19 protein-coding genes are annotated in these 19947 nt (G+C 64.7%); 12 read left to right on the top strand and 7 right to left on the bottom strand.

From position 1 onward, the window contains the following. The first annotated feature begins 43 nt into the window (after window positions 1–43). The 4 genes from ftsA (at window position 44) to lpxC (ending at window position 7787) form a co-directional block, all read left to right on the top strand. A complete protein-coding gene (ftsA, locus tag BLR19_RS06120) occupies window positions 44–1336 on the top strand; it encodes a cell division protein FtsA (RefSeq protein ID WP_039247066.1) in 1293 nt (430 codons plus the stop codon). Between the two features lie 240 nt (window positions 1337–1576). Continuing rightward, window positions 1577–4879 (top strand): TonB-dependent receptor domain-containing protein, encoded by a 3303-nt coding sequence (locus tag BLR19_RS06115; RefSeq protein ID WP_091748347.1) that lies wholly within the window; start codon window positions 1577–1579, stop codon window positions 4877–4879. A 235-nt stretch (window positions 4880–5114) separates the two neighbouring features. Continuing rightward, on the top strand, window positions 5115–6701 hold the full coding sequence (gene ftsZ / locus BLR19_RS06110; protein WP_091748344.1) for a cell division protein FtsZ: 1587 nt from the start codon (window positions 5115–5117) through the stop codon (window positions 6699–6701). 186 nt (window positions 6702–6887) lie between these two features. Continuing rightward, on the top strand, window positions 6888–7787 hold the full coding sequence (gene lpxC, locus BLR19_RS06105) for a UDP-3-O-acyl-N-acetylglucosamine deacetylase (RefSeq protein ID WP_091748341.1): 900 nt from the start codon (window positions 6888–6890) through the stop codon (window positions 7785–7787). Here lpxC and pgeF read toward each other — a convergent pair. From pgeF to lgt, 3 genes are read right to left on the bottom strand one after another with little or no spacing between them, the layout of a single operon-like run. Then, window positions 7784–8554, bottom strand: a complete 771-nt coding sequence (gene pgeF, locus BLR19_RS06100; RefSeq protein WP_091748339.1) for a peptidoglycan editing factor PgeF — start codon at window positions 8552–8554, stop codon at window positions 7784–7786. The genes lpxC and pgeF overlap by 4 nt on opposite strands. 13 nt (window positions 8555–8567) lie before the next feature. Beyond that, window positions 8568–9653, bottom strand: coding sequence for a class I SAM-dependent methyltransferase (locus BLR19_RS06095; RefSeq protein ID WP_218119322.1), 1086 nt, complete (start codon window positions 9651–9653; stop codon window positions 8568–8570). Then, the gene (lgt, locus tag BLR19_RS06090; RefSeq protein WP_091748333.1) at window positions 9650–10525 is read right to left on the bottom strand and encodes a prolipoprotein diacylglyceryl transferase; all 876 of its coding nucleotides are present in this window, start codon (window positions 10523–10525) and stop codon (window positions 9650–9652) included. Before lgt ends, BLR19_RS06095 begins: the two co-directional genes overlap by 4 nt. A gap of 173 nt (window positions 10526–10698) precedes the next feature. On the opposite strand from lgt, the gene BLR19_RS06085 reads away from it, so the two are divergent. From BLR19_RS06085 to BLR19_RS06075, 3 genes are all read left to right on the top strand, one after another. After that, window positions 10699–10986, top strand: coding sequence for an accessory factor UbiK family protein (locus BLR19_RS06085; protein WP_091748329.1), 288 nt, complete (start codon window positions 10699–10701; stop codon window positions 10984–10986). A gap of 76 nt (window positions 10987–11062) precedes the next feature. Continuing rightward, window positions 11063–11566 carry a type III secretion system chaperone family protein gene (locus BLR19_RS06080; protein WP_017504503.1) on the top strand — a complete coding sequence of 168 codons (504 nt, stop codon included), beginning with the start codon at window positions 11063–11065 and terminating at the stop codon, window positions 11564–11566. A 17-nt stretch (window positions 11567–11583) separates the two neighbouring features. Beyond that, a complete protein-coding gene (locus BLR19_RS06075) occupies window positions 11584–12372 on the top strand; it encodes a pyrroline-5-carboxylate reductase family protein (RefSeq protein WP_255366459.1) in 789 nt (262 codons plus the stop codon). Here BLR19_RS06075 and BLR19_RS06070 read toward each other — a convergent pair. The 3 genes from BLR19_RS06070 to BLR19_RS06060 form a co-directional block, all read right to left on the bottom strand. After that, complete coding sequence (locus tag BLR19_RS06070) at window positions 12369–12845, bottom strand: hypothetical protein (protein WP_066555023.1); 477 nt, start codon at window positions 12843–12845, stop codon at window positions 12369–12371. The two genes, BLR19_RS06075 and BLR19_RS06070, sit on opposite strands and share 4 nt — an antisense overlap. Window positions 12846–12930: 85 nt before the next feature. Beyond that, window positions 12931–14298, bottom strand: a complete 1368-nt coding sequence (locus BLR19_RS06065) for a sensor histidine kinase (RefSeq protein ID WP_091748323.1) — start codon at window positions 14296–14298, stop codon at window positions 12931–12933. Window positions 14299–14302: 4 nt separating this feature from the next. Further along, complete coding sequence (locus tag BLR19_RS06060) at window positions 14303–15034, bottom strand: response regulator (RefSeq protein ID WP_369814635.1); 732 nt, start codon at window positions 15032–15034, stop codon at window positions 14303–14305. Between the two features lie 88 nt (window positions 15035–15122). On the opposite strand from BLR19_RS06060, the gene BLR19_RS06055 reads away from it, so the two are divergent. Then, window positions 15123–16001, top strand: a complete 879-nt coding sequence (locus tag BLR19_RS06055; RefSeq protein ID WP_045810405.1) for a branched-chain amino acid aminotransferase — start codon at window positions 15123–15125, stop codon at window positions 15999–16001. 134 nt (window positions 16002–16135) lie between these two features. After that, window positions 16136–17407 (top strand): NupC/NupG family nucleoside CNT transporter, encoded by a 1272-nt coding sequence (locus BLR19_RS06050; RefSeq protein ID WP_055803812.1) that lies wholly within the window; start codon window positions 16136–16138, stop codon window positions 17405–17407. Window positions 17408–17414: 7 nt separating this feature from the next. Here BLR19_RS06050 and BLR19_RS06045 read toward each other — a convergent pair whose 3' ends face one another. Beyond that, a complete protein-coding gene (locus BLR19_RS06045; protein ID WP_039246907.1) occupies window positions 17415–17846 on the bottom strand; it encodes a PaaI family thioesterase in 432 nt (143 codons plus the stop codon). Between the two features lie 47 nt (window positions 17847–17893). Between BLR19_RS06045 and BLR19_RS06040 the strand changes: the two genes are divergently transcribed. The 3 genes from BLR19_RS06040 to BLR19_RS06030 are packed head-to-tail and all read left to right on the top strand — an operon-like array spanning window position 17894 to window position 19869. Beyond that, window positions 17894–18196: a DUF3253 domain-containing protein gene (locus tag BLR19_RS06040; RefSeq protein ID WP_017504494.1), complete on the top strand. Its 303-nt coding sequence runs from the start codon at window positions 17894–17896 to the stop codon at window positions 18194–18196. Then, entirely contained in the window at window positions 18186–18827 is a 642-nt protein-coding gene (locus BLR19_RS06035; RefSeq protein WP_066552298.1) for a uracil-DNA glycosylase family protein, read from the top strand. The genes BLR19_RS06040 and BLR19_RS06035 overlap by 11 nt, the downstream gene beginning before the upstream one ends. Window positions 18828–18849: 22 nt before the next feature. Further along, window positions 18850–19869 (top strand): alpha/beta fold hydrolase, encoded by a 1020-nt coding sequence (locus BLR19_RS06030; RefSeq protein WP_255366458.1) that lies wholly within the window; start codon window positions 18850–18852, stop codon window positions 19867–19869. Window positions 19870–19947 lie beyond the last annotated feature (78 nt).

Raw genomic sequence — 19947 nt, 5'->3', positions numbered from 1 at the left:
CATGACCAAGCAACGCGGCGCGGCGAATGATCACGGTCGGGGCATGGATCCTCGCGCCGGACGTGCGCCCGTGGTCGCTGCGTTGGACATCGGGCAATCCAAGGTCTCGTGCTTCATCATGAAGCCGGACGGCGTCCGTCACGCCGACCGCACCATCCGCGTCGCAGGCGCCAGCCACGTCCAGTCCAAGGGCGTCAGGGGCGGGGCCATCATCAATATGGATGAGGCGGCCCAGGCCATCGGCCACGCCGTCGAACGCGCCGAGCGCGCCGCCCAGAGCCCGGTGTCCGGCGTCGTCGTCACGACCGCCATCGGCCAGATGGCCAGCCACCGGGTTCAGGCCCGGGTCTCGCTAGGCGCCAATCCGGTCGGCGATGCCGATCTGGCGCGCGCCATCGGCATGGCCCTGGCCCAGATTCGCCTGCCCAACCGTCGCCCGATCCACGTCCTGCCCATTGCCTGGTCGGTCGACGGCGCGCGTGGCGTGCATGATCCGCGCTCGATGCGGGGCGGCTCGCTGGGGCTGGATCTGTTGGTCGTCTCGATGGCCGAGAACGTCTTCACGACCCTCAGCCACTGCTTGGAGCTGGCGCACTTGGATCTGCAAGGCGTCGCCGCCGCACCGGTCGTCTCGTCTCTGGCCGCGCTGGAAGAAGACGAGATGGATCTGGGCGCCGTCTGCATCGACATGGGCGGCGGCTCGACCAGCGCCGCCGTGTGGGGCGGCCGGTCCCTGCTGCATATCGAAAGCCTGAACGTCGGCGGCGACCATGTCACCTCCGATATCGCCCGCGGCCTGTCGACGTCTAAGGCCGGCGCCGAACGGCTCAAGACCTTGCACGGCTCGGCCATGGCCAGCGCCAACGAAGACCGCGAAATGCTGGAGGCCCCGCCGCGCGGCGAGGACGCCTCGGCCGGCCCCGTCATCGTCCCGCGCGCCATGCTGAAGACCGTCATCGCGCCTCGCGTCGAGGAAACCCTCGAACTGCTCCGTGATCGGCTGAAAAATGCCGGCGTCGGCCTGGAGCCCGGCGCGGGACTCGTTCTGACCGGCGGGGCCAGTCAGCTAAACGGCGTGCGCGAACTGGCGGTGCGCGTCTTCGACCGTCCTGTCCGCCTCGGAAAACCCCAACGGGCGCCACATTTGGCCGACGCCGCCTCCGGCCCCGCTTTCTGCGCCACGGCCGGCGTCCTCCTCCGCGCCGCCTACGGCCCGCGTGAAGCGGTCTCGGCGCGGAAGCTGATGGCGCGGCAAATCACGGCTGCGGATGCGCCGCGCATTCACCGCGGGAATGTGGTGGGGCGCGTGGCGGGATGGCTCCGCGACAATCTCTGACATCGTTTAGTCGCAGTCAAAGGGGCCGAGCGCCATCCACTCAGGCGTCATTACAGCGGCAGCAACTAACCAATCCCTGATAGCTGAACTGTGTCATGATTGTAACATTATCGACGCGTGCTGGCCCGATTTGGGTCACATTGGTTGCCTGTCAGCCATATTTCGCTAGACGGTTTACGAGAAGCCATGGGCTTTTGCGGCTCGGCTGTTCGCAAATCGATTCTAGTGGGGTGACTGATTATGAAACTGAAGCGTAATTATTTGTTCGGGACGACGGTTCTGGCGGGCATCCTCGCCGTGTCGGCCCCCGCTTGGGCCCAGGCGCAGCAAACCGCTGCTGAAGCCGCAGACGCTACTCAGGTTGACGAAATCGTCGTCACCGGTTCGCGTATCCGTCGCGATCCCACGACTGCTCCGACGCCGCTGATCCAAGTCACTCGCGAGACTCTGCTGACCTCTGGTCAGAACACGATGATCGACTATCTGGCGACGATTCCTGCACTTTCGAACTCGGTTGTACCTTCCGATACGACCGGAAGCGGTCTGGGAGACGGCGGGCTTTCGTTCGCCAACCTCCGCTCGCTAGGATCCGGTCGAACACTGACGCTGGTTGACGGTCGTCGTCACGTCGGCTCAGACGGTGGCAATTTGGCAGTGGATGTTGATACAATTCCGCGCCTGCTTATCCAGAACATCGAAATCGTCACTGGGGGCGCCTCGTCAGTCTACGGTGCTGACGCTGTTTCCGGCGTGCTCAACTTCGTTATGCGTACAGATTTTGAGGGTCTCGAAGTCGACGCGAACTATGGCCAGAAGAATCAAGATGGTCAGGCGAACCAGCGGGTCTCCGCGCTGATCGGTAAGAATTTCTTTGACGATCGGCTGAATGTCTATGCGTTCGGTGAGTACGAGAAGCTAGACGAAGTCCGCACCAACCAAATCGACTGGCTGGCGCGCTCGACAACCTTAGTGTCGACAGACGCCGATCCGGTTGCTGCACCTTATGATGGTATCACCGATACGACGCTGTTCAGCAATTTGAAGACGATGCAACGTCTTCGGTGGGGTATTGTGAACCTCGCCAACAACCAGCCGGCGTCGGCGCTGAACAACCCTAATATCCCGTTCAACTCCTGCGGAACCGTTGGCGGGAACCCCGCAACTGCAAACTATACGAACACGAACTGTACCGCTCTGAATCCTGGCTACTCGTACGTGTTTGATGGCGGTACTGCCCGCTTGGCAAACTTTGGTACAAGGGTTGGCACCGGTCTGCAGCGCGTTCTGAACATCGGTGGTGATGGCGAGCTGGCGTCAGAGTACGGTCAGTATTCGCAGGTCCCGCAATCGGAAGCGCAACGTTATCAAATCGGCGGCAATTTCAAAGTTACCTCTAATATTAACGCGCACGCCGAAGTCAAATACGTGACCGAAGAGACATACGATGAAGGTCAGCCGACCTTCTTCGATATATTTATTTCTGATCGTAACGGTGCCGGCAGCGTTTCTACGATCAGAAGCGGCAGCGCCTACGATATTCGTTTGAGCGATAACGCGTATATTCCGGACAACTTGAAGGCGGCGATCCTCGCAAACCGCATCAACATTTATAGCCAGCCGACCGCGACCCAAGACGGGCAACTGATCGGTACTGCGGCAGCGCCTTATGCGCGATCGGCGCTGCGCGGGCCTGATCGAGACCAAACAAACACCCGTGACTTGTGGCGCGGTGTTATCTCGTTCGACGGCAATCATGACCAGATTGGTTTCGTCAAAAATGTGGCGTGGGACATCGGCTACACTTACGGACAGGTCGAAGTCGTAAACCGTGAAACCGGGGTTGATGTTGAACGGATGGCGTTCGCCTCCGATGCCATCCGAAATGCGGCGGGCCAGATCGTCTGCCGGGTTCAGAATCTTCAAGCCACGAACGCCGCCGTGATCAACGATGCTGTTCGCGGTGGAGATTTGCGCAACAGTGCGGCGGGCAAAGCCGCCATTGACCAGTGCAAGCCGCTGAATATCTTTGGCGCAGGCAACCAAAGCGCCGAAGCGCTTGACTATGTGTACGCCCAGGTCGGTGTGACTGAGCGTAACGAACAGGAGCAGGCGCTTGCCACGGTGTCCGGCCAACTCTGGGATTTCTGGGGTGCAGGTCCGCTAGGCCTTGCATTGGGCTATGAACATCGCCGCGAACTGTACGAAGCGACGGGCCGCGATCGTGAAGTTGGTGATCGCCTTCTGTTCTTGAATTCTGGGGCTGACCGCTCGCCTGTTGAATACAAGAGCGACGAAGTGTTTACCGAGCTTTCTGTTCCCCTGTTCCGGGACTCGTTCCTGGGCGAGTATGCCGAGCTGAGCGGCTCGTACCGCTACTTTGACTACACAACGACCGGCACTGGTGACGTGTATGGTGTCAACTTCGTCTACCGTCCCATTCGGGATATTGCCTTCAAGACGTCGTACAACACCTCGTTGCGCGTTCCTAACCTGAAGGAAAACTTTGGCGCCAATAGTGCGACCTTCTCTTTCTTCGGCTCTGATGATCCCTGCACGACTGCGAGCATCAACGCGGCGGCTAACGTCCAGTATCGAGATAACCGGATCAAAAACTGCTCGGCACTAGCGGCTCTTCAAGGTCTGACCTTCGACTTCGCCGGTGCGACCCCGATCACGACTGACGATTTTGGCCCGGCTTACGGAACGGGATCGATCGAAGGTGTTCAGGGTGGAAACCCGAACCTGAAACCGGAAGAATCGACTAGCTTCACGTTCTCCACGGTGTTGAAGCCGCGCTTCGTACCGAACTTTAGCTTGGTCCTTGATTATTATGAAATCGAGATCAAGGACGTGATTGCTACAGTTACGCCACAAGTCGCTGCGCAGAATTGCGTTAACGGTCCGACGCTAAACGAAGCTGCGTGCGCCACGATCTTCCGCAATAATCCGAACGTACCATTTGGTGTCGGCGGTGCCGCTGGGTCGGAACTCGGCGGGTACATTTCCAGCTCGTTAAACTATGCGAAGCGCACCACTCGTGGTCTGGACTTCGATGCGCGTTATCGACTGGACATGGACGAGATGTTTGGTCGGAACTGGGGTCGGTTGGATTACAGCATTGGCGGCACTTGGTTGATCGAGCAGAAGAACTTCAACAACGCTCAGAACCCGAACGACTATACGGGCCTTGACTCGACGCTATATTATCCACGCGTGCGTTACACCTCGTCTTTGACCTACTCGCCAAATGATCGCCTGAGCGTAAATTGGTCAGTTGATTGGCAGACAGCCCAAGACATTTCGCAGCTGCGAACGTTTGTCGCTAATGCGGACAGCCGCCTTTACCAATATACAAATACGGACAACTTTGCGCGTCATGACTTCACTGTCCGCTATAAGGTCCGCGACGACCTGACACTTCGTGCAGGCGTCGTGAACGCTTTCGATGCGGAGCAGGCACCGTGGCTTGGTTACACCCTGTATTCCAACTTCGACCCCTATGGTACGCGCTATTTTGTCGGTCTTAACTTCCGTCCCTGGTAAGTTCCGACTCAATCAGACGGAGAAGGGCGGCTCGAAAGAGCCGCCCTTTTCTGTTGTCGACAGGAAAACTCCAGCAACGCTTTCGGTTTGGGGTGTTCTTCGGTCCGACTCACATTATCGCCGTAACCTTCTCTTAACCTTCATGGGCGCAATCCTTAACGCGCTCATAACCAAAGCGATTCGGCGGGGCGGTCGGTTGGTTTGAAGGGGCGGGTCAGCAGGTCGGAAACAGAAAATGTCGCTCTCATTGGTCAAGCCGCAACACACTGAACTGAAGCCCCGCATCGTCGTGTTCGGCGTCGGCGGCGCTGGCGGCAACGCCGTGAACAACATGATCGACGCCGGCCTTGAAGGGGTCGAGTTCGTCGTGGCCAACACCGACGCGCAGCACCTCAGCTTCGCCAAGACCGATCGCCGCATCCAGCTGGGCGAGACCATCACTCAAGGGTTGGGCGCCGGCGCCCACCCCGAAGTCGGCATGAACGCCGCCGAGGAGTCCGCCGACGAGATCCATCAGCACCTCGAAGGTGCGCACATGGTCTTCATCACCTGCGGCATGGGCGGCGGCACCGGCACCGGCGCGGCCCCCGTCATCGCCAAATGCGCGCGTGATCGCGGCATCCTGACCGTCGGCGTGGTGACCAAGCCCTTCACCTTCGAAGGGCGTCACCGCATGCGTCTGGCCGACGCGGGCGTCGCCGAGCTGCAACGCTATGTCGACACCCTGATCGTCATTCCGAACCAGAACCTGTTCCGCGTCGCCAATGAGCGCACGACCTTCGCCGACGCCTTCGGCATGGCCGATCAGGTCCTGCACTCGGGCGTGCGTTCGATCACCGACCTGATGATCCTGCCCGGCCTGATCAACCTGGACTTCGCCGACGTGCGTGCCGTCATGTCCGAGATGGGCAAGGCGATGATGGGCACGGGCGAGGCCACGGGCGACGACCGCGCCCTGCTGGCGGCCCAGAACGCCATCGCCAACCCGCTGCTGGACGAGACCAGTCTGAAGGGCGCCAAGGCCGTGCTGGTGAACATCACCGGCGGTCTGGACATGACGCTGCTGGAAGTCGACGAAGCCGCCAACGCCATCAGCGCGGAAGTGGACGGCGACGCCAACATCATCTTCGGCGCGGCCTTCGACCCGGCCCTGGATGGCAAGATTCGCGTCTCGGTCGTGGCGACCGGAATGGACGAGGGCGAGGTGCGTCGCATCGAACCCATCGCCCCGCCGGCCGCCAGCGCGCCGCTGGCCAGCCATGATGCGCGCCGCTCGGCCGGCGGCCTGTACGGCACGCAAGCCTCGCGCGCCCCGGAACCGACCCGCGACGCCTACCGCGAGCCGGTCCGCGCAGAAGCCACGCGCGCGCCTGAGCCCCGCATCGAGGCGGCGCCGGTTGTGCCGACCTTTCAGGCCCCTGCCGCTCGCGAACCGGAACCGCGCCCCGAGCCGGTGATCCGCGTCGCCGAGCCGCAGCCGCGCGCTCTGGACCCCATCGTTGATCCTTGGGTCGAGGAATATGAAACCCGCGCGCCGGCACCGCGCGTCGCGCCGCAAGGCGATCTCTATGAGCGCGCCGCGCCTGCGGCCCAGCAGCCCCAAACCGACGACGGTTACGACGACCGTGACCACCGCCGCAGCGGCTGGAGCCTGTTTGGTCGCGGCAAGCGCACCCAGCCTCAGCACGATATGTCCTATGCGCCGCAATCGTCGCATCAGGCGCGCTCTTCGGCTCAGCCGGTCCAACATCCAGAACCGGAGGCGGGACAGGCCGATGACGACCTGGAAATCCCATCCTTTCTCCGCCGTCTGGCCAACTAAACGTCCCAAATGACGATGAAACGCCCCGGAGCCCGCCTCCGGGGCGTTTCTCGTTCTCGGATGTGTCTCAGACCGAAACAATCCGAAACCGGACTTTGATTTCGCGCTTGCGGCATGACCGCTAGATGAAACGCAGGGCGCAATCCGCACGGCGTGCGGCGCGCAACGGAAAGAGCGAGTTCAGGTTTGTCGGTCAGAAGCGACCATCACGAACGCACCATCGTCGCCCCGGCCATCATCGCCGGGGTCGGGGTGCACACCGGCCGCCGGGTGCGGCTGGCGGTTCGGCCTGCGCCATCTGGCACGGGCATCGTCTTCGTGCGCACCGACATCACCGACCGCGACAACCGCATTCCGGTGTCGGGCGAGGCCGTCGTTGACGCCCGCCTGAACACCATGATCGAGAACGGCGCGGGCGTTCGCCTTTCGACGATCGAGCATCTGATGGCCGCTTTCGCCGCACTGGGCGTGTCGAACGCCGTGATCGAGGTCGACGGACCGGAGCTGCCGATCCTGGACGGTTCGGCGCTGGAGTTCGTGAAGCTGCTGGACCGGGCCGGTTTCCGACCGCAGCCGACGCCGCAGCGCTACATCGAGATCCTGGAAACGGTCCATATCGTCGAGGGCGACAAGCATGCGGCCCTGATGCCGTGCGACCGCTACGAGATGCGGTTCGAGATCGACTTCCCGTCGGCCGTGATCGGCAATCAAGTGATCGACTTCGTCGTGGACGAACCGACCTTCCGCAAGGAGATCATGGCCTGCCGCACCTTCGGTTTCGCCCATGAGGTCGAGGCGTTGCGCAAGGCGGGTCTGGCGCGGGGCGGCTCGCTGGAGAACGCCGTAGTCATCGACGGCGACGAGATTTTGAATCCCGGCGGCCTGCGCATGGAACGCGAGTTCGTCCGTCACAAGGCGCTGGACGCCATCGGCGACCTGTATGTGCTGGGCGCGCCGCTGCTGGGTCGCTACGAAGGCTACAAGGCCGGTCACGCCCTGAACAACAAGCTGGTCCGCGCCCTGTTGGCCGCCCCGCACGCCTGGCGTGAAGTGACCCGCGTGCCGGAGCTGGCGCGCGCGGGCTAAGCCCCGATCACCGCAATCAATCGACCGAAGTCCGGCTCGCCGTGCTGGAAGGCGCGGCGGTTCGAATAGAACCGCTCTGTGTCCGCGCAGGTGTCGTGGCCGGTCCAGACGGCCTGGCCGACCCCCGCCTGCTGCAACCGCCACAGGACGAAGCCGGGCAGGTCGAACTGGCGTTTATCGTCGGTCTCTCCGGGGTGGAAGAAGCGGTCGCTGCCAGGATCGTGGTGGGTGAAGCGATCTTCGAAATCGACGCCGACCTCATAGCTGGCGGGCGCGATGCAGGGGCCGACGACGGCGACCACCCGCCGAGGCTCTGCGCCCAGGGCCTGCATGGCTGAAACGGCGGAGTGGATGACCCCGCCCAGCGCGCCCTTCCAGCCGGCGTGGACGGCGGCGACGATGCGGGTCTCGGGATCGGCCAACAGCACCGGCGCGCAGTCGGCGGTCAGGACTGAACACAACAGGCCCGGCTCGGCCGAGACGACGGCGTCGCCCTCTGGCCTGTCGCCATGCCAGGGACCTTCGGCCACGCGCGCCACGGCGGAATGGATCTGGTAGCAGCCGTTCAGGTGATTGGCGTCGGCATTGAAATGGGCCGCGACGCGCCGGCGGTTTTCGCCGACGGCGGCCGGTTCGTCCTTGGAGCCGACACCAGCGTTCAACCCTTCATAGATGCCGGTTGAGACGCCGCCCGCGCGGGTGAAAAAGCCGTGGGCGATGCCGGCGGCGGTCAGAAGCGGGTGGGTGATGGGGGCCAGGTCGCTCATGCCCCCACCTATATCAGGCGTCCCAACCGGGCACGACCAGGGATCGGGGGGCGAAGATGGCGGCAGCCTTGAACAGGGTTCCCATCTGGTCGTCGCCGGTCAGCCGATCCAGCTGGCGCGCAATGACGCCGGACGCGGCGGGACGGCCGGCTTTCAGCGCCTCGGCGCGGGCCTCAATGCCCAGCCGGCGCAGGAACTCGCCCTGGGGCAGGCTGCCGGTGACGTCGGCGCCGGTTCGCACTGCGGCTTCCAGCACCAGTGGGAAATCGGCCCATTGGGTCAGGTCGGCTTCGCCGGGCGTGGCGAGGGGATTGACCTTCTGGTGACGACGCAGGGCCTGGAGCGTGTCGCCGGCTTCGGGGCGGGCGCGGCCATAGTCGATCAGCAGAGCGGCGCCCGAGGCGGCCTTCATCAACAGGCCGAGGTCGCGGCCGAAGACCGCCTGCTGATCCGAAATTTCCAGAATGCCGTCTGGCGCGATCTCGAAGTCCGGCTTCTGAAAACCGCCGGAAATGGCGGTCAGGCCGAAGATCAGATCGCCGTCGTCTGTGACGCCGATGCGGCGCTCGGCCCAGCCGCCGTCCGTGCGGACGAACTGACGGGCGGGCATGCAGTCCAGCACTTCGTTGGCGATCAGGATGACCGGGGCGTCGGTCTCGATCGCCGTCAGGCTGCGGACCCACCGCAGCGAAAGGTCGGCGCCGGCCAAGGCCTTGGCCTGGAGATCGCGCAACGGGGCGCTGGGTTCGATCAGGATCAGGTCGCAGGCTTCAAGAAAGCCCGGGACCAGGCGGGCGGCGCGCAAGGCGTCGCTCATCAATGTGCCGTCGCCGGGGCCGACCTCGACCAGGCGGAACCGCTCGGGCGCGCCCAGCCGGTTCCAGGTTTCGACCGCCCACAGGCCGATCAGTTCGCCGAACATCTGGGTGACCAGAGGGGCGGTGATGAAGTCGCCACGTGCACCCAAATCCGGACGCGACGCATAGTAGCCGCCCTTGGGGTCGTGCAGGCAGCGGGTGACGTAGTCGGCGACCGTCATTGGGCCCGTCAGGGCGATTTCCCGCGCCAGGCGGGCCTTGAGGGTTTCGGCGTCGGTCATGCCTCGGCGGCAGCCGGCGGACGCTTCCATGCGCGCCAGATCAGCCAGGCGCCGACCAGGATCATCGGGATCGACAGCATCATTCCCATGGTCAGGCCGAACGGGAAATCTGGCATGCCGATATCCGGCTCGCGCACATTCTCCAGCGCCGCGCGGCAGACGCCATAGCCGACCAGGAACAGGCCGGTGATATAGCCGGGCTTCTTCAGCAGGCCGAACTTCCAGATGGCAATGGAAAGGACGGAGATGAGGACGATCCCCTCAAGACCTGCCTCATAGAGTTGGCTAGGGTGGCGGGGCGCATCGCCTGCGGGGCAGAAGCCGTACATCTGTTCGATGCGGGCGTTGCAGAAGCGCACGGCCCAGGGAACGGTCGTCTCGCGGCCCCACAGCTCGCCGTTGATGAAGTTGGCCAGGCGACCGAACATCAGGCCGATCGGCACGACAGGTGCGACCAGATCGCCGAGGCGCAGCATGTCGATCTTCTGCGACCGGGCATAGAGGACGATAGCCAGGCAGACGCCCAGGAAGCCGCCATGGAAGCTCATGCCGCCGGTCCATAGCTGGAACAGTTCGAACCGCTCGCCCAGCGTCTGGCCGGTGACCAGCTGGCCGTACATGGCCGGCTTGTAGAAGAGGGCGTAGCCGAGGCGGCCGCCCAGGATGATGCCCAGCACGATCCACAGAACCAGGTCGTCCAGTTGCGTCGTGGTGACGGGCGGCTTGCCGGGCGCCCACAGCCGCTGGGTCTTGGCCAGGCGCGCGGCGTACCACCAGCCCAGCACGATGCCGGCGACATAGGCCAGCGCGTACCAGCGGATCGGAAGAGGTCCGAGGTGGATCAGGACCGGATCGAATTCGGGAAAGGGCAAGGGGCGTTCCTGTGCGGGACTGTCTTTGACAGCGGTTTAGCAAGCGTCGCCGCCGTCGTCGCCTGTGAAGACGCATCACGACGCCTTGATGGCGCCCGCGAAGCAGCAGAAAGAAAGGTTTCGTTCACCATAGTCGGTGAACCTTCGTTAACGACGTTGAGGTCGGAGCCGCCATGCAGACCCGCAATCCCATTCTGGACGAGTTCGCCAAGCTGACGACTGGCGCCATGGGCCTGGCCCAGGCCGCAGGCGAAGAGGCCAAGACCGCCTGGCGCGCCCAGGCCGACCGGATCGCCGCCGAAATGGACCTGGTCCGTCGCGACGAGTTCGATGTTCTGAAGGACGAGATCGCCGCTTTGCGTGCCGAGATCGCAGAGCTGAAGGCCGCCCAAAGGCCGGCTGCAAAGCCCGTGAAGGGAACGTCCACAGATGGAACTCAACCCGGGGACGCAGCCGGTTGAGCCGAATCTGCGAACAGGCTTACCGTTCTGTTAACGCCCGCGATTCTCGCGGACGCAGCTCGAATCGAGACAATTGATGGATATCGCCCGGCCAGAGGAAGTGGACGTGCCCTTCGACCCGCTTGAGGTCGTCGAGCATGTGCTCACGGCCGAGAACCTTCCGTTCGACCGGACCGACGACGGCGATCTGGCCTTTGCGTTGGCGGGGGACTGGAAGGATTACGAGCTGTGGTTCGCCTGGCGTCCCGAGGGCGACTGTCTGCAGCTGTGCTGTGCGCTGGACCTGAAGGTGGCCAAAAGCCGCAAGACGGCGGCCTATGAACTGGTCGGCCTGATCAACCAGCGCACCTGGATGGGTCATTTCGAAGTCTGGGCCGAGGACGGCGAGATCGTCTTCCGCCATTCGCTGGCCCTGCCGATGGGCGAGCGCCCGACCCTGGCCCAGGCAGCCTCGATGATCGACGCGGCCATCGAGGCTTCGGATCGCTACTACCCCGCCTTCGACTTCATGGTGCGCGGGAACAAGAAGCCGCAGGAGGCGATCGACGCCTGCCTGTTCGAGACCGTCGGCACCGCCTGATGCCAAGCGCGGCATCTGTGCCGGGTCCCGTTGTTCTGGTCGGCTGCGGCCGGCTGGGCTCCGCCATTCTGGAAGGCTGGCTGCTGACCGAGACGGTGGCGGCGTCCGACCTGATCATTCTCACCCCCTCGGAAAAGCCGGCGGCCGAGACGGCGCGGGTCAAGGGCGCGCGGACCAATCCGCCGCTAGAGGTCTTGACCGAGGCGGCGGTAATCGTTTTGGCGGTCAAACCGGCGCTGTGGCGCGAGGTCATGGCTCCGCTGGCACCGTTCCTGAATGACCGAGCCGTCATTCTGTCGGTAATGGCGGGCGTGACGGCGCCGACCTTGGCCGAAGGTCTAGGAGGCTGGCCCATCGTACGGGTGATGCCGACGACCGGCGTGTCGCGCGGGCGCGGCGTAGCCTCTGTCTGGTCGGCGGACCGGCGCGCTGAGGGCATCGGGCGGGCGTTGTTTGAGCCGATGGCCGAGACCGTGATGCTGGCGGACGAGGCGCTGATGGATGCGGCGACAGCGGTGGCCGGGTCAGGCGCAGCCTATTTCTACGCCTTCACCGAAGCGCTGGCGCGGGCTGGGGAGGCGGCGGGCCTGGATGCGGCGACAGCGGATGTGCTGGCGCGCGCGACCCTGAGGTCCGCAGCCGACTCCATGGGCGACGATGCGCTGGAGGCCCTGATCGGGCGCATCGCCTCGCCTGGCGGCTCGACCCGCGCCGGGCTTGACGCCATGGCGAAGGACGGCCGCCTCACGGCGATGCTGGACGAGACGGTCGCGGCAGCGGTCAGACGCAACCGCGAGATGGGCTAGAAGCGTCCGCGCTCGATCTGATCGCCGAAGCGCTCGAACGCGCGGTCAGCGTCGCGCCAGACGCTGTAGCCCCAGACGTCGTTGATGCTGGGCGTGAAATAGGAATAGTCCACGGGCCGCGTCACCCCGTCCGCCATCACGATCTCACCCTTGATGGCCGCGCCGCCGATCGACACGCTGCGGATCGGGTCGAGGCCGGGCGTCTGACGGACCTGTTCGAAAGTCGGCCGGTTCGGCTTCAGATCGACCAGGACCAGATTGGCGGTCGCGCCCGGATAACGCTGGGCCAAGGCCTTTCCGACCTCGGCCTGAAGGCCGGCGATCTGTTCGTTGACCTCGCGGTCGCCAAGCTTTTCGACCTCGCGCTGAAGCTGCGGCCCGACCGTGACGTTCACCGTTGGCGCTTGAGCCTGAGCCATGGCGGCGACGGCGAGTGTCGCGGCCAGGGGTGCAAAGAAGGCGAGTTTACGCATCGAAATCATCTCCAATCCCTGTCGCCCTCAAGATGACCCTTGCAGCGCCGTTCCGCCAGACCCTGCCGACGAAAGCTTTGAAGCCTTAAGCGGACTCGGCGACGGTGACCGCGCCGGGGATGCGGATCGTCGCTTTCAACCCGCCCAGTTCGCTGCGATCCAGGGTGACGTCGCCGCCGTGGCCGCGCGCCACATCGCGCGCGATGGCGAGGCCCAGACCGACGCCCTTGCGGTTCTGGTTGCGAGAGTCGTCCAGGCGCGAGAAGGGCCGGAAAGCTTCGTCATACATGGCCTCTGGGATGCCGGGTCCGTCGTCCTCGACGATGATCTCCAGCCCGCCTGACGCCAGGGCGCGGGCCGACAGGCGCACATTCTCGCCGTGCGAGGCGGCGTTGCCGGCCAAGTTTACCAGGGCGCGCTTGAAGGCGAGGGGGCGAACGGAGGCTGTCAGGCCCTCGGCGACCACCACCTCGACCTCGGCGCCGGCGCGTTTCGCATCCTCGGCGGCCGCCTTCAACAGGTCGGAAATCGACACCGGCTTGGGCGGTTCGCCCGCTTCGCCACGGGCGAAGTCGAGGTATTCGTCGATCATATGCTCCATCTCGTCCAGGTCGCCGCGCATGGCGGACTGGCGCTTGAAGGGTGGAGCCAGAGCCAGTTCGAGACGCAGACGGGTCAGGGGCGTGCGCAGGTCGTGGCTGACCGAGGCGAGCAGGGCGGTGCGCTGATCGATGTGGCGCTGAATCCGATCTCGCATGGCCATGAAGGCGACGGCGGCGGCGCGAACCTCGCGCGCGCCGTGCGGCTTGAACCGGGGCACGGTCTCGCCACGTCCGAAGGCTTCGGCCGCGTCGGCCAGACGCTCGATGGCGCGGACCTGATTACGAATGAACAGGATGGCGACGCCCATCAACAGAACGGTCGCCACCGCCAACCACAGGACGAAGATATGGGCCTGCGTCGCCACCGCGCGCTCACGTGGGGCGATGATGCGCAGCACCCCTTGCGGCTCCTGCACCTGAATGTCGACATAGGCGGGGTAACGGGTGGTGTCGAACCAGTAGGGGCGGTCCAGACGCGCATCCAAGGCCTTGTCCAGCACACGGTCCACCACGCCGATGGCGCCGCGGCGCTCTTCCGTCGGAAGGGTGCGCCCGTCCTGAAGCACGATGGACAGGGACATGGATCGCTCGGCGCGATTGGCCAGCTTGTCCAGGTTCGCCGGGCTGGGGTCGTCCTCATAGCTCTCGACGGCCCAGGCGATGTCGCCGGCCAGCCCTTCGGACAGACGCGCGGTCACCGTCTGCCAGTGGGCGTCGAAGAAGACCCAGGTCACCGCCATCTGCATCACCAGCACCGGCAGGACGATGATCAGCAGCGACCGGCCCCAGAGCGAGGTCGGCAGGCGCCGCTTCAGAAAGCGCGGCCACAGATAGGCGGGCAGAAGCCGCATCGGCTCAGTCGGGAGCCAGCATATAGCCGACGCCGCGCACCGTCTGGAGATAGCGCGGGTTCTTGGGATCAACTTCCAGCTTGCGGCGCAGACGCGTCACCTGGACGTCCACGGCGCGGCCGGTGATGTCGGCGGTGTCCGGCGACAGGCTCATCCGCTCGACCGGGGCATGGGCATGAAGCGCCAGGGTCTTGAGCAACTGGGCCTCGGCTTCGGTCAGGCGCTGGGGCGCGCCGTCACGGCTCAGCTCCAGCCGTTCCATGTCGAATACGGCGGTGCCCAGCTTGATCTCCTTGGGACCGATGGGCTTGCCGCCGGTGCGACGCAGGATGGCGTCGATGCGGAGCACCAGTTCGCGCGGTTCGAAGGGCTTGGACATGTAGTCGTCGGCGCCGCGCGACAGGCCCTCGATGCGGTCCTCGGGATCGCCGCGCGCGGTCAGCAGCAGGACCGGCGTCTTGGACAGCTCGGCCTTGTTGCGGACCCAGCTGGTCAGGTCCAGGCCGCTTTCGCCCGGCATCATGACGTCCAGCACGACCAGATCGAACTCGATCAGCTCCATCATCCGCTTGGCGGCGGCCGCGTGCGCGGCGCCCGTCACGCGATAGCCTTCGCGCGCCAGGAATTCCTTCAGCAGTTCGCGAATGCGATCGTCGTCGTCGACAATCAGCAGATGGCGGCCGACGCCGGGGCCGGCGATGGGGCCTGAGCGGCCATGCGAACGCGATTCCGTCATGCTCATGCGACGTTTCCCCCGCTTGCGGCGTTGACCTGAGCGATTCGTGCGGCTCTAAGACCGTCAGTTTCGCGGGAGACGTATTTCAATGGCCTTCGTTCCTTTCGACGATCGTGACGGCTTCATCTGGGTGAATGGCGATTTCGTCCCCTGGAGGGAAGCGAAAACGCACGTTCTGACCCATGCCCTTCACTATGGCTCGTCGGTCTTTGAGGGTGAGCGTATGTACGGCGGCGAAATCTTCAAGCTGACGCAACATTCCGAGCGCCTGAAGCGGTCCGCCAACCTGCTCGATTTCGAGATACCCTACAGCGTCGCTGAAATCGACGCCTTCTGTAAGGAAACCTGCGCTAAGAACGGTCTGACGGACTGCTATGTGCGTCCCGTCGCCTACCTCGGCCCGGAACAGACCAGCGTTTCGGCCCTCAACAACAAGGTCCACCTGGCCATCGCCGTGTGGGACTGGCCCAGCTATTTCGACCCCGAAGTCAAGGCGCGCGGCCTGCGTCTGGAATGGTCCAAGTGGCGTCGTCCTGATCCGGCGACGGCCCCGACGACGGCCAAGGCGGCGGGTCTGTACATGATCTGCACCATGTCCAAGAACGCCGCCGAGCGGCGTGGTTTCGCTGACGCCTTGATGCTGGACTGGCGCGGCTATGTCGCCGAGGCGACCGGCGCCAACGTCTTCTTCGTCAAGGACGGCGTCATCCACACGCCGAACGTCGAGCACATTCTGGACGGCATCACCCGCCAGACCGTGATCGAGATCGCTCGTGAGAAGGGCATCGAGGTCGTGGTGCGCGAGATCAAGCCGGAAGAGCTGTCGGACTTCACCGAATGCTTCCTGACCGGCACGGCCGTCGAGGTGACCCCGGTCGCCGAGGTGGGCGAATATCGCTTCACCCCCGGCGCGCTGTCGCTGGATCTGATGGATCACTACGGCAAGCTGGTGCGCGGCCAACTGTAAGCCGAGGCGCGACGACAGGATGAGGGCGGTCCCTTAAGGGGCCGCCCTTTTTTCGTTTCGCTTGCCAGCCGCGTCACTTTGTCCTTGAAGCGAATACAGACCGGCAGGCGCGCCGGGTGCGGGGATCGTTTTTCATGTTCAGCCTCCTGAACCTCCAGAGCCTTCTGGGTCTGGTCGTCATCGTCGCGGTTTGCTGGGCGATCTCGGAAAACCGCAAGGCCTTCCCCTGGCGGCTGACGATCGGCGCGATCCTGGTGCAGGCGGGGCTGGTGCTCGCCCTGTTCGCCATTCCGGGTTCGCAGGCGGTGCTGGCGGCGGTGACGGGCGCAGTGGACGGTCTGGCGGTCGCCACGACCGAGGGGACCAAGTTCGTCTTCGGCTATCTGGCCGGCGGGGACCAGCCCTATACGGTCTCGAACCAGGGCGCGCTTTTCACCTTCGCCTTCCAGGTTCTGCCGCTGATCCTGGTGATTTCCGCCCTGTCGGCCCTGCTTTGGCATTGGAAGATCCTGAAGTGGATCACGCTGGGCTTCGGCTTCCTGTTCCAGAAGACGATGGGTCTGGGCGGCGCCTCGGCCCTGGCGGTCGCGGCCAACATCTTCCTGGGCATGATCGAGAGCCCGATCGTGATCCGCGCCTATCTGGACAAGCTGACGCGGTCCGAGATCTTCCTGATGATGGTTGTGGGCCTGGCGACGGTCGCCGGTTCGACCATGGTGGCCTATGCGACGATCCTGTCGCCGGTGCTGCCGAATGCGGCGGGGCACGTGCTGGTGGCGTCGATCGTGTCGGCGCCGGCTGGCGTGCTGCTCGCGCGGATCATCATCCCTGAGAAAGAGGGTATGGGCGGCGCGGTCGCCGACTATGACTCGGCCCTGAAATACGACAGCGCCATCGACGCCATCGTCAAAGGCACGTCCGACGGCCTGATGGTCGTGCTGAACATCTCGGCCGTGCTGATCGTGTTCGTGGCCTTGGTCGCCCTGGTCAACGTCATGCTGGGCGGGTTCGTCGTGTTCGATGCGCCCCTGACCGTCGAGCGGATGCTGGGCTGGATCTTCGCGCCGGTCGCCTGGCTGATCGGGGTCGAGTGGAAGGACGCCGACGTCGCCGGCTGGCTGCTGGGCGTCAAACTGACCCTGACCGAGTTCGTCGCCTTCATCGACCTGGGCAAGGTGCCGGCCGCAGACATGACCGAGCGCACGCGCATGCTGATGACCTACGCCCTGTGCGGCTTCGCCAATATCGGCTCGGTCGGCATCACCGTCACCGGCCTGTCGGTCCTGATGCCCGAACGCCGCGAAGAGGTGCTGGGCATGGTCTGGAAGGGTCTGTTCGCCGGTTTCCTGGCCACCTTGATGACCGCGGCCATCGTCGGCGCGATGCCCAGCGTCGTCTTCGGCTAGAACGCGCTCAGCGCGGCGTGAATTTGCGGATGACGCCGGAGAAGGTCATCAGCAGACGCTCGCCGGTATTGATCTGACCTCGCACGAAGATCAGGCTCTTGCCCGCCTTGGTCACCTGGCCTGTGGCCTCGATCAGTTCGCCGACATAGCCCCCGTCGATGAAGGTGGAGTCCAGTTGGACCGTGACGCCCGAGGCGCCCTCCATCTCCTGATAGGCGATCTGGAACATGGCGATGTCGGCGAAGGTCATCAGGCAGCCGCCGTGCATCCGCCCGCCTGCGTTCATATGCTTCTGCTCGGCGCGGAAGGCGCAGCGCATGTGCCCGTCGGGATCCGGCTTGCCGTAGAAGGGGCCGACCACCGTGTCGAAGGTGTCGTGCAGATCGTAGGTCTGCCAGCCGGCGAACTCGCCCTCGGTGATGGTGATTTTCTTGGGCATGCAGACTCGGCCTTACTTATGGGCGTGCGTTGCAGCATATAGGCGCAATGAGCGACCCGATCGAAACCGCAATCCTGAACAAAATCGCCGCGCTTGAGCCCGGCAAGAGCATTGAGCCCGCGGAAGTGGCCAAAGAGCTACAGCCCGAGCAGTGGCAGCGCATGCTGCCCAAGGTCCGCGCGACCGCTTTGGGTCTGATGCGCCAGGGCAAGCTGACCATCACCAAGAAGGGCAAGGCGGTCGATCCGGACAATTTCCGCGGCGTCACGCGCCTGCGCCAGGCGACCGAGGAAGAAACGGCCCTGGCGCTGAGCCGCCGTCCGCCGGTCGTCGAGGGCGATGACGACTGATCTCCAGGATATCCTGAGCGACATCCGCGCCTGCCGCGCCTGCGCGGGCGTCCTGCCGCACACGCCGCGCCCGGTAGTGCGGGTCTTTCCCGAGACGCGGCTGCTTATCTGCGGCCAGGCGCCGGGACGACGCGTCCACGAGAGCGGCCTCCCGTTCACGGATCCCTCAGGCGATCGTCTTCGTGACTGGATGGGCGTGGACTATGAGACCTTCTACGCCGACCCGCGCATCGGGGTGGCGGCCCAGGCCTTCTGCTATCCGGGCACCGCGCCGAAAGGCGGCGACTATCCGCCGCCGACACGCTGTGCGGAACTGTGGCGACCGCAGTTGCTGGACGCCCTGCCGCAGATGGAACTGACCCTGCTGGTCGGCGGCTATGCCCAGGCGTGGGCGCTGGGCGATAAGGCCAAGCGGACCATGACCGAAACGGTCCGAGCGTGGCGGGAGTATGCGCCGGATCTGCTGGTGTTGCCGCATCCGTCTTGGCGCAATACGGCCTGGCTGAAGAAGAATCCGTGGTTTGAGGCGGAGGTGCTTCCCTATCTGCGGGAACGCGTTCGGCGCATTCTGACTTCTGCAAATCCGGCGGCCGTTCGCTCCAGCGAGAAGGACGTGCCGGTGGTATCGTGAGCGCTGCTTGGGACACATGGCCTTGATCGCCTCCAGACTTATGCCGCTGACCGCCGCGCTCATTCTGTCGGCCTGCGCCGCACCCCACATTCAGCCGCCGTTGACGCCGCCGCCGGGCTTTGTCGGCGCCCATGTCGAGGATCGGGCGCTGGTCATGTCGGACGGCGCGCGCCTGCCGTATCTGCACTGGGGGCCAAAGGATGGGGCGCCTTGGGCGGTGATCGTGGCCTTGCATGGGATGAACGATCACGACGCCAGCTTCCGTCTGGCCGGCCCCTGGTGGGCCGAGCAGGGGATCGAGACCTGGTCCTACGACCAGCGTGGCTTCGGCGGGGCGCCGGGGCGGGGCGAATGGGCAGGGCAGCAGCGGATGACGGATGATCTGCGCGAGATCACCGCGATGGCGCGGGCCCGCTATCCCAATGCCGTCATCGCTGTGGTGGGCGAGAGTATGGGAGGGTCGGTGACGGCGGCGGCGTTCGGCTCCGACAATCCGCCGGATGCGGACCGGATCGTGCTGCTGGCGCCCGGCGTCTGGGGCTGGTCGACGCAAGGACCATTGAACAGCACGGCGCTGAACATCGCAGCGCGGGCGTTGGGCGACGTGGCGCTGGAACCGCCAGAGTTCATCACCCGCGACATCCACGCCTCGTCGAATACGCTGGAGTTGATCCGCAACGGGCGCGATCCGATGAGCATCCTCGCGACCCGGTTCGACACGGTCTATGGGCTGGTCGATCTGATGGAGGCCTCGTCGCGCAGCCTGGGCCGCATCCGGGGCGACGCCATCCTGATGTACGGCGCCCACGACGAGGTGGTGAAGAAGGGGCCGATGAAGTTGGCGCTGGAGCGGGCCGAGCGGGAGGGCGGGACGCTGCGGACCGCATGGTATCCGAACGGCTGGCATCTGCTGAACCGCGATCTGGACGCCGAGATCGTCTATCGCGATGTGGTCTCGTGGCTGAGAGATCCGACAGCCCCCCTGCCGTCCGGTGCGCCGGCGGTTTTGCCGCAGCTTCAGGCGGGCGGGGCGCGCCCTTAAGCGGGTCTTAACGCGACGTTTACCATCCAGGCGGCATTTTCTGCCTAGCGGGGCGTTCGTGTCTCCCGCGAGTAGGGG

This window comes from Brevundimonas sp. 374 (assembly GCF_900102995.1).
GTDB lineage: Bacteria > Pseudomonadota > Alphaproteobacteria > Caulobacterales > Caulobacteraceae > Brevundimonas > Brevundimonas vesicularis_C.
This window is presented reverse-complemented; position numbering and strand designations above follow the sequence as displayed.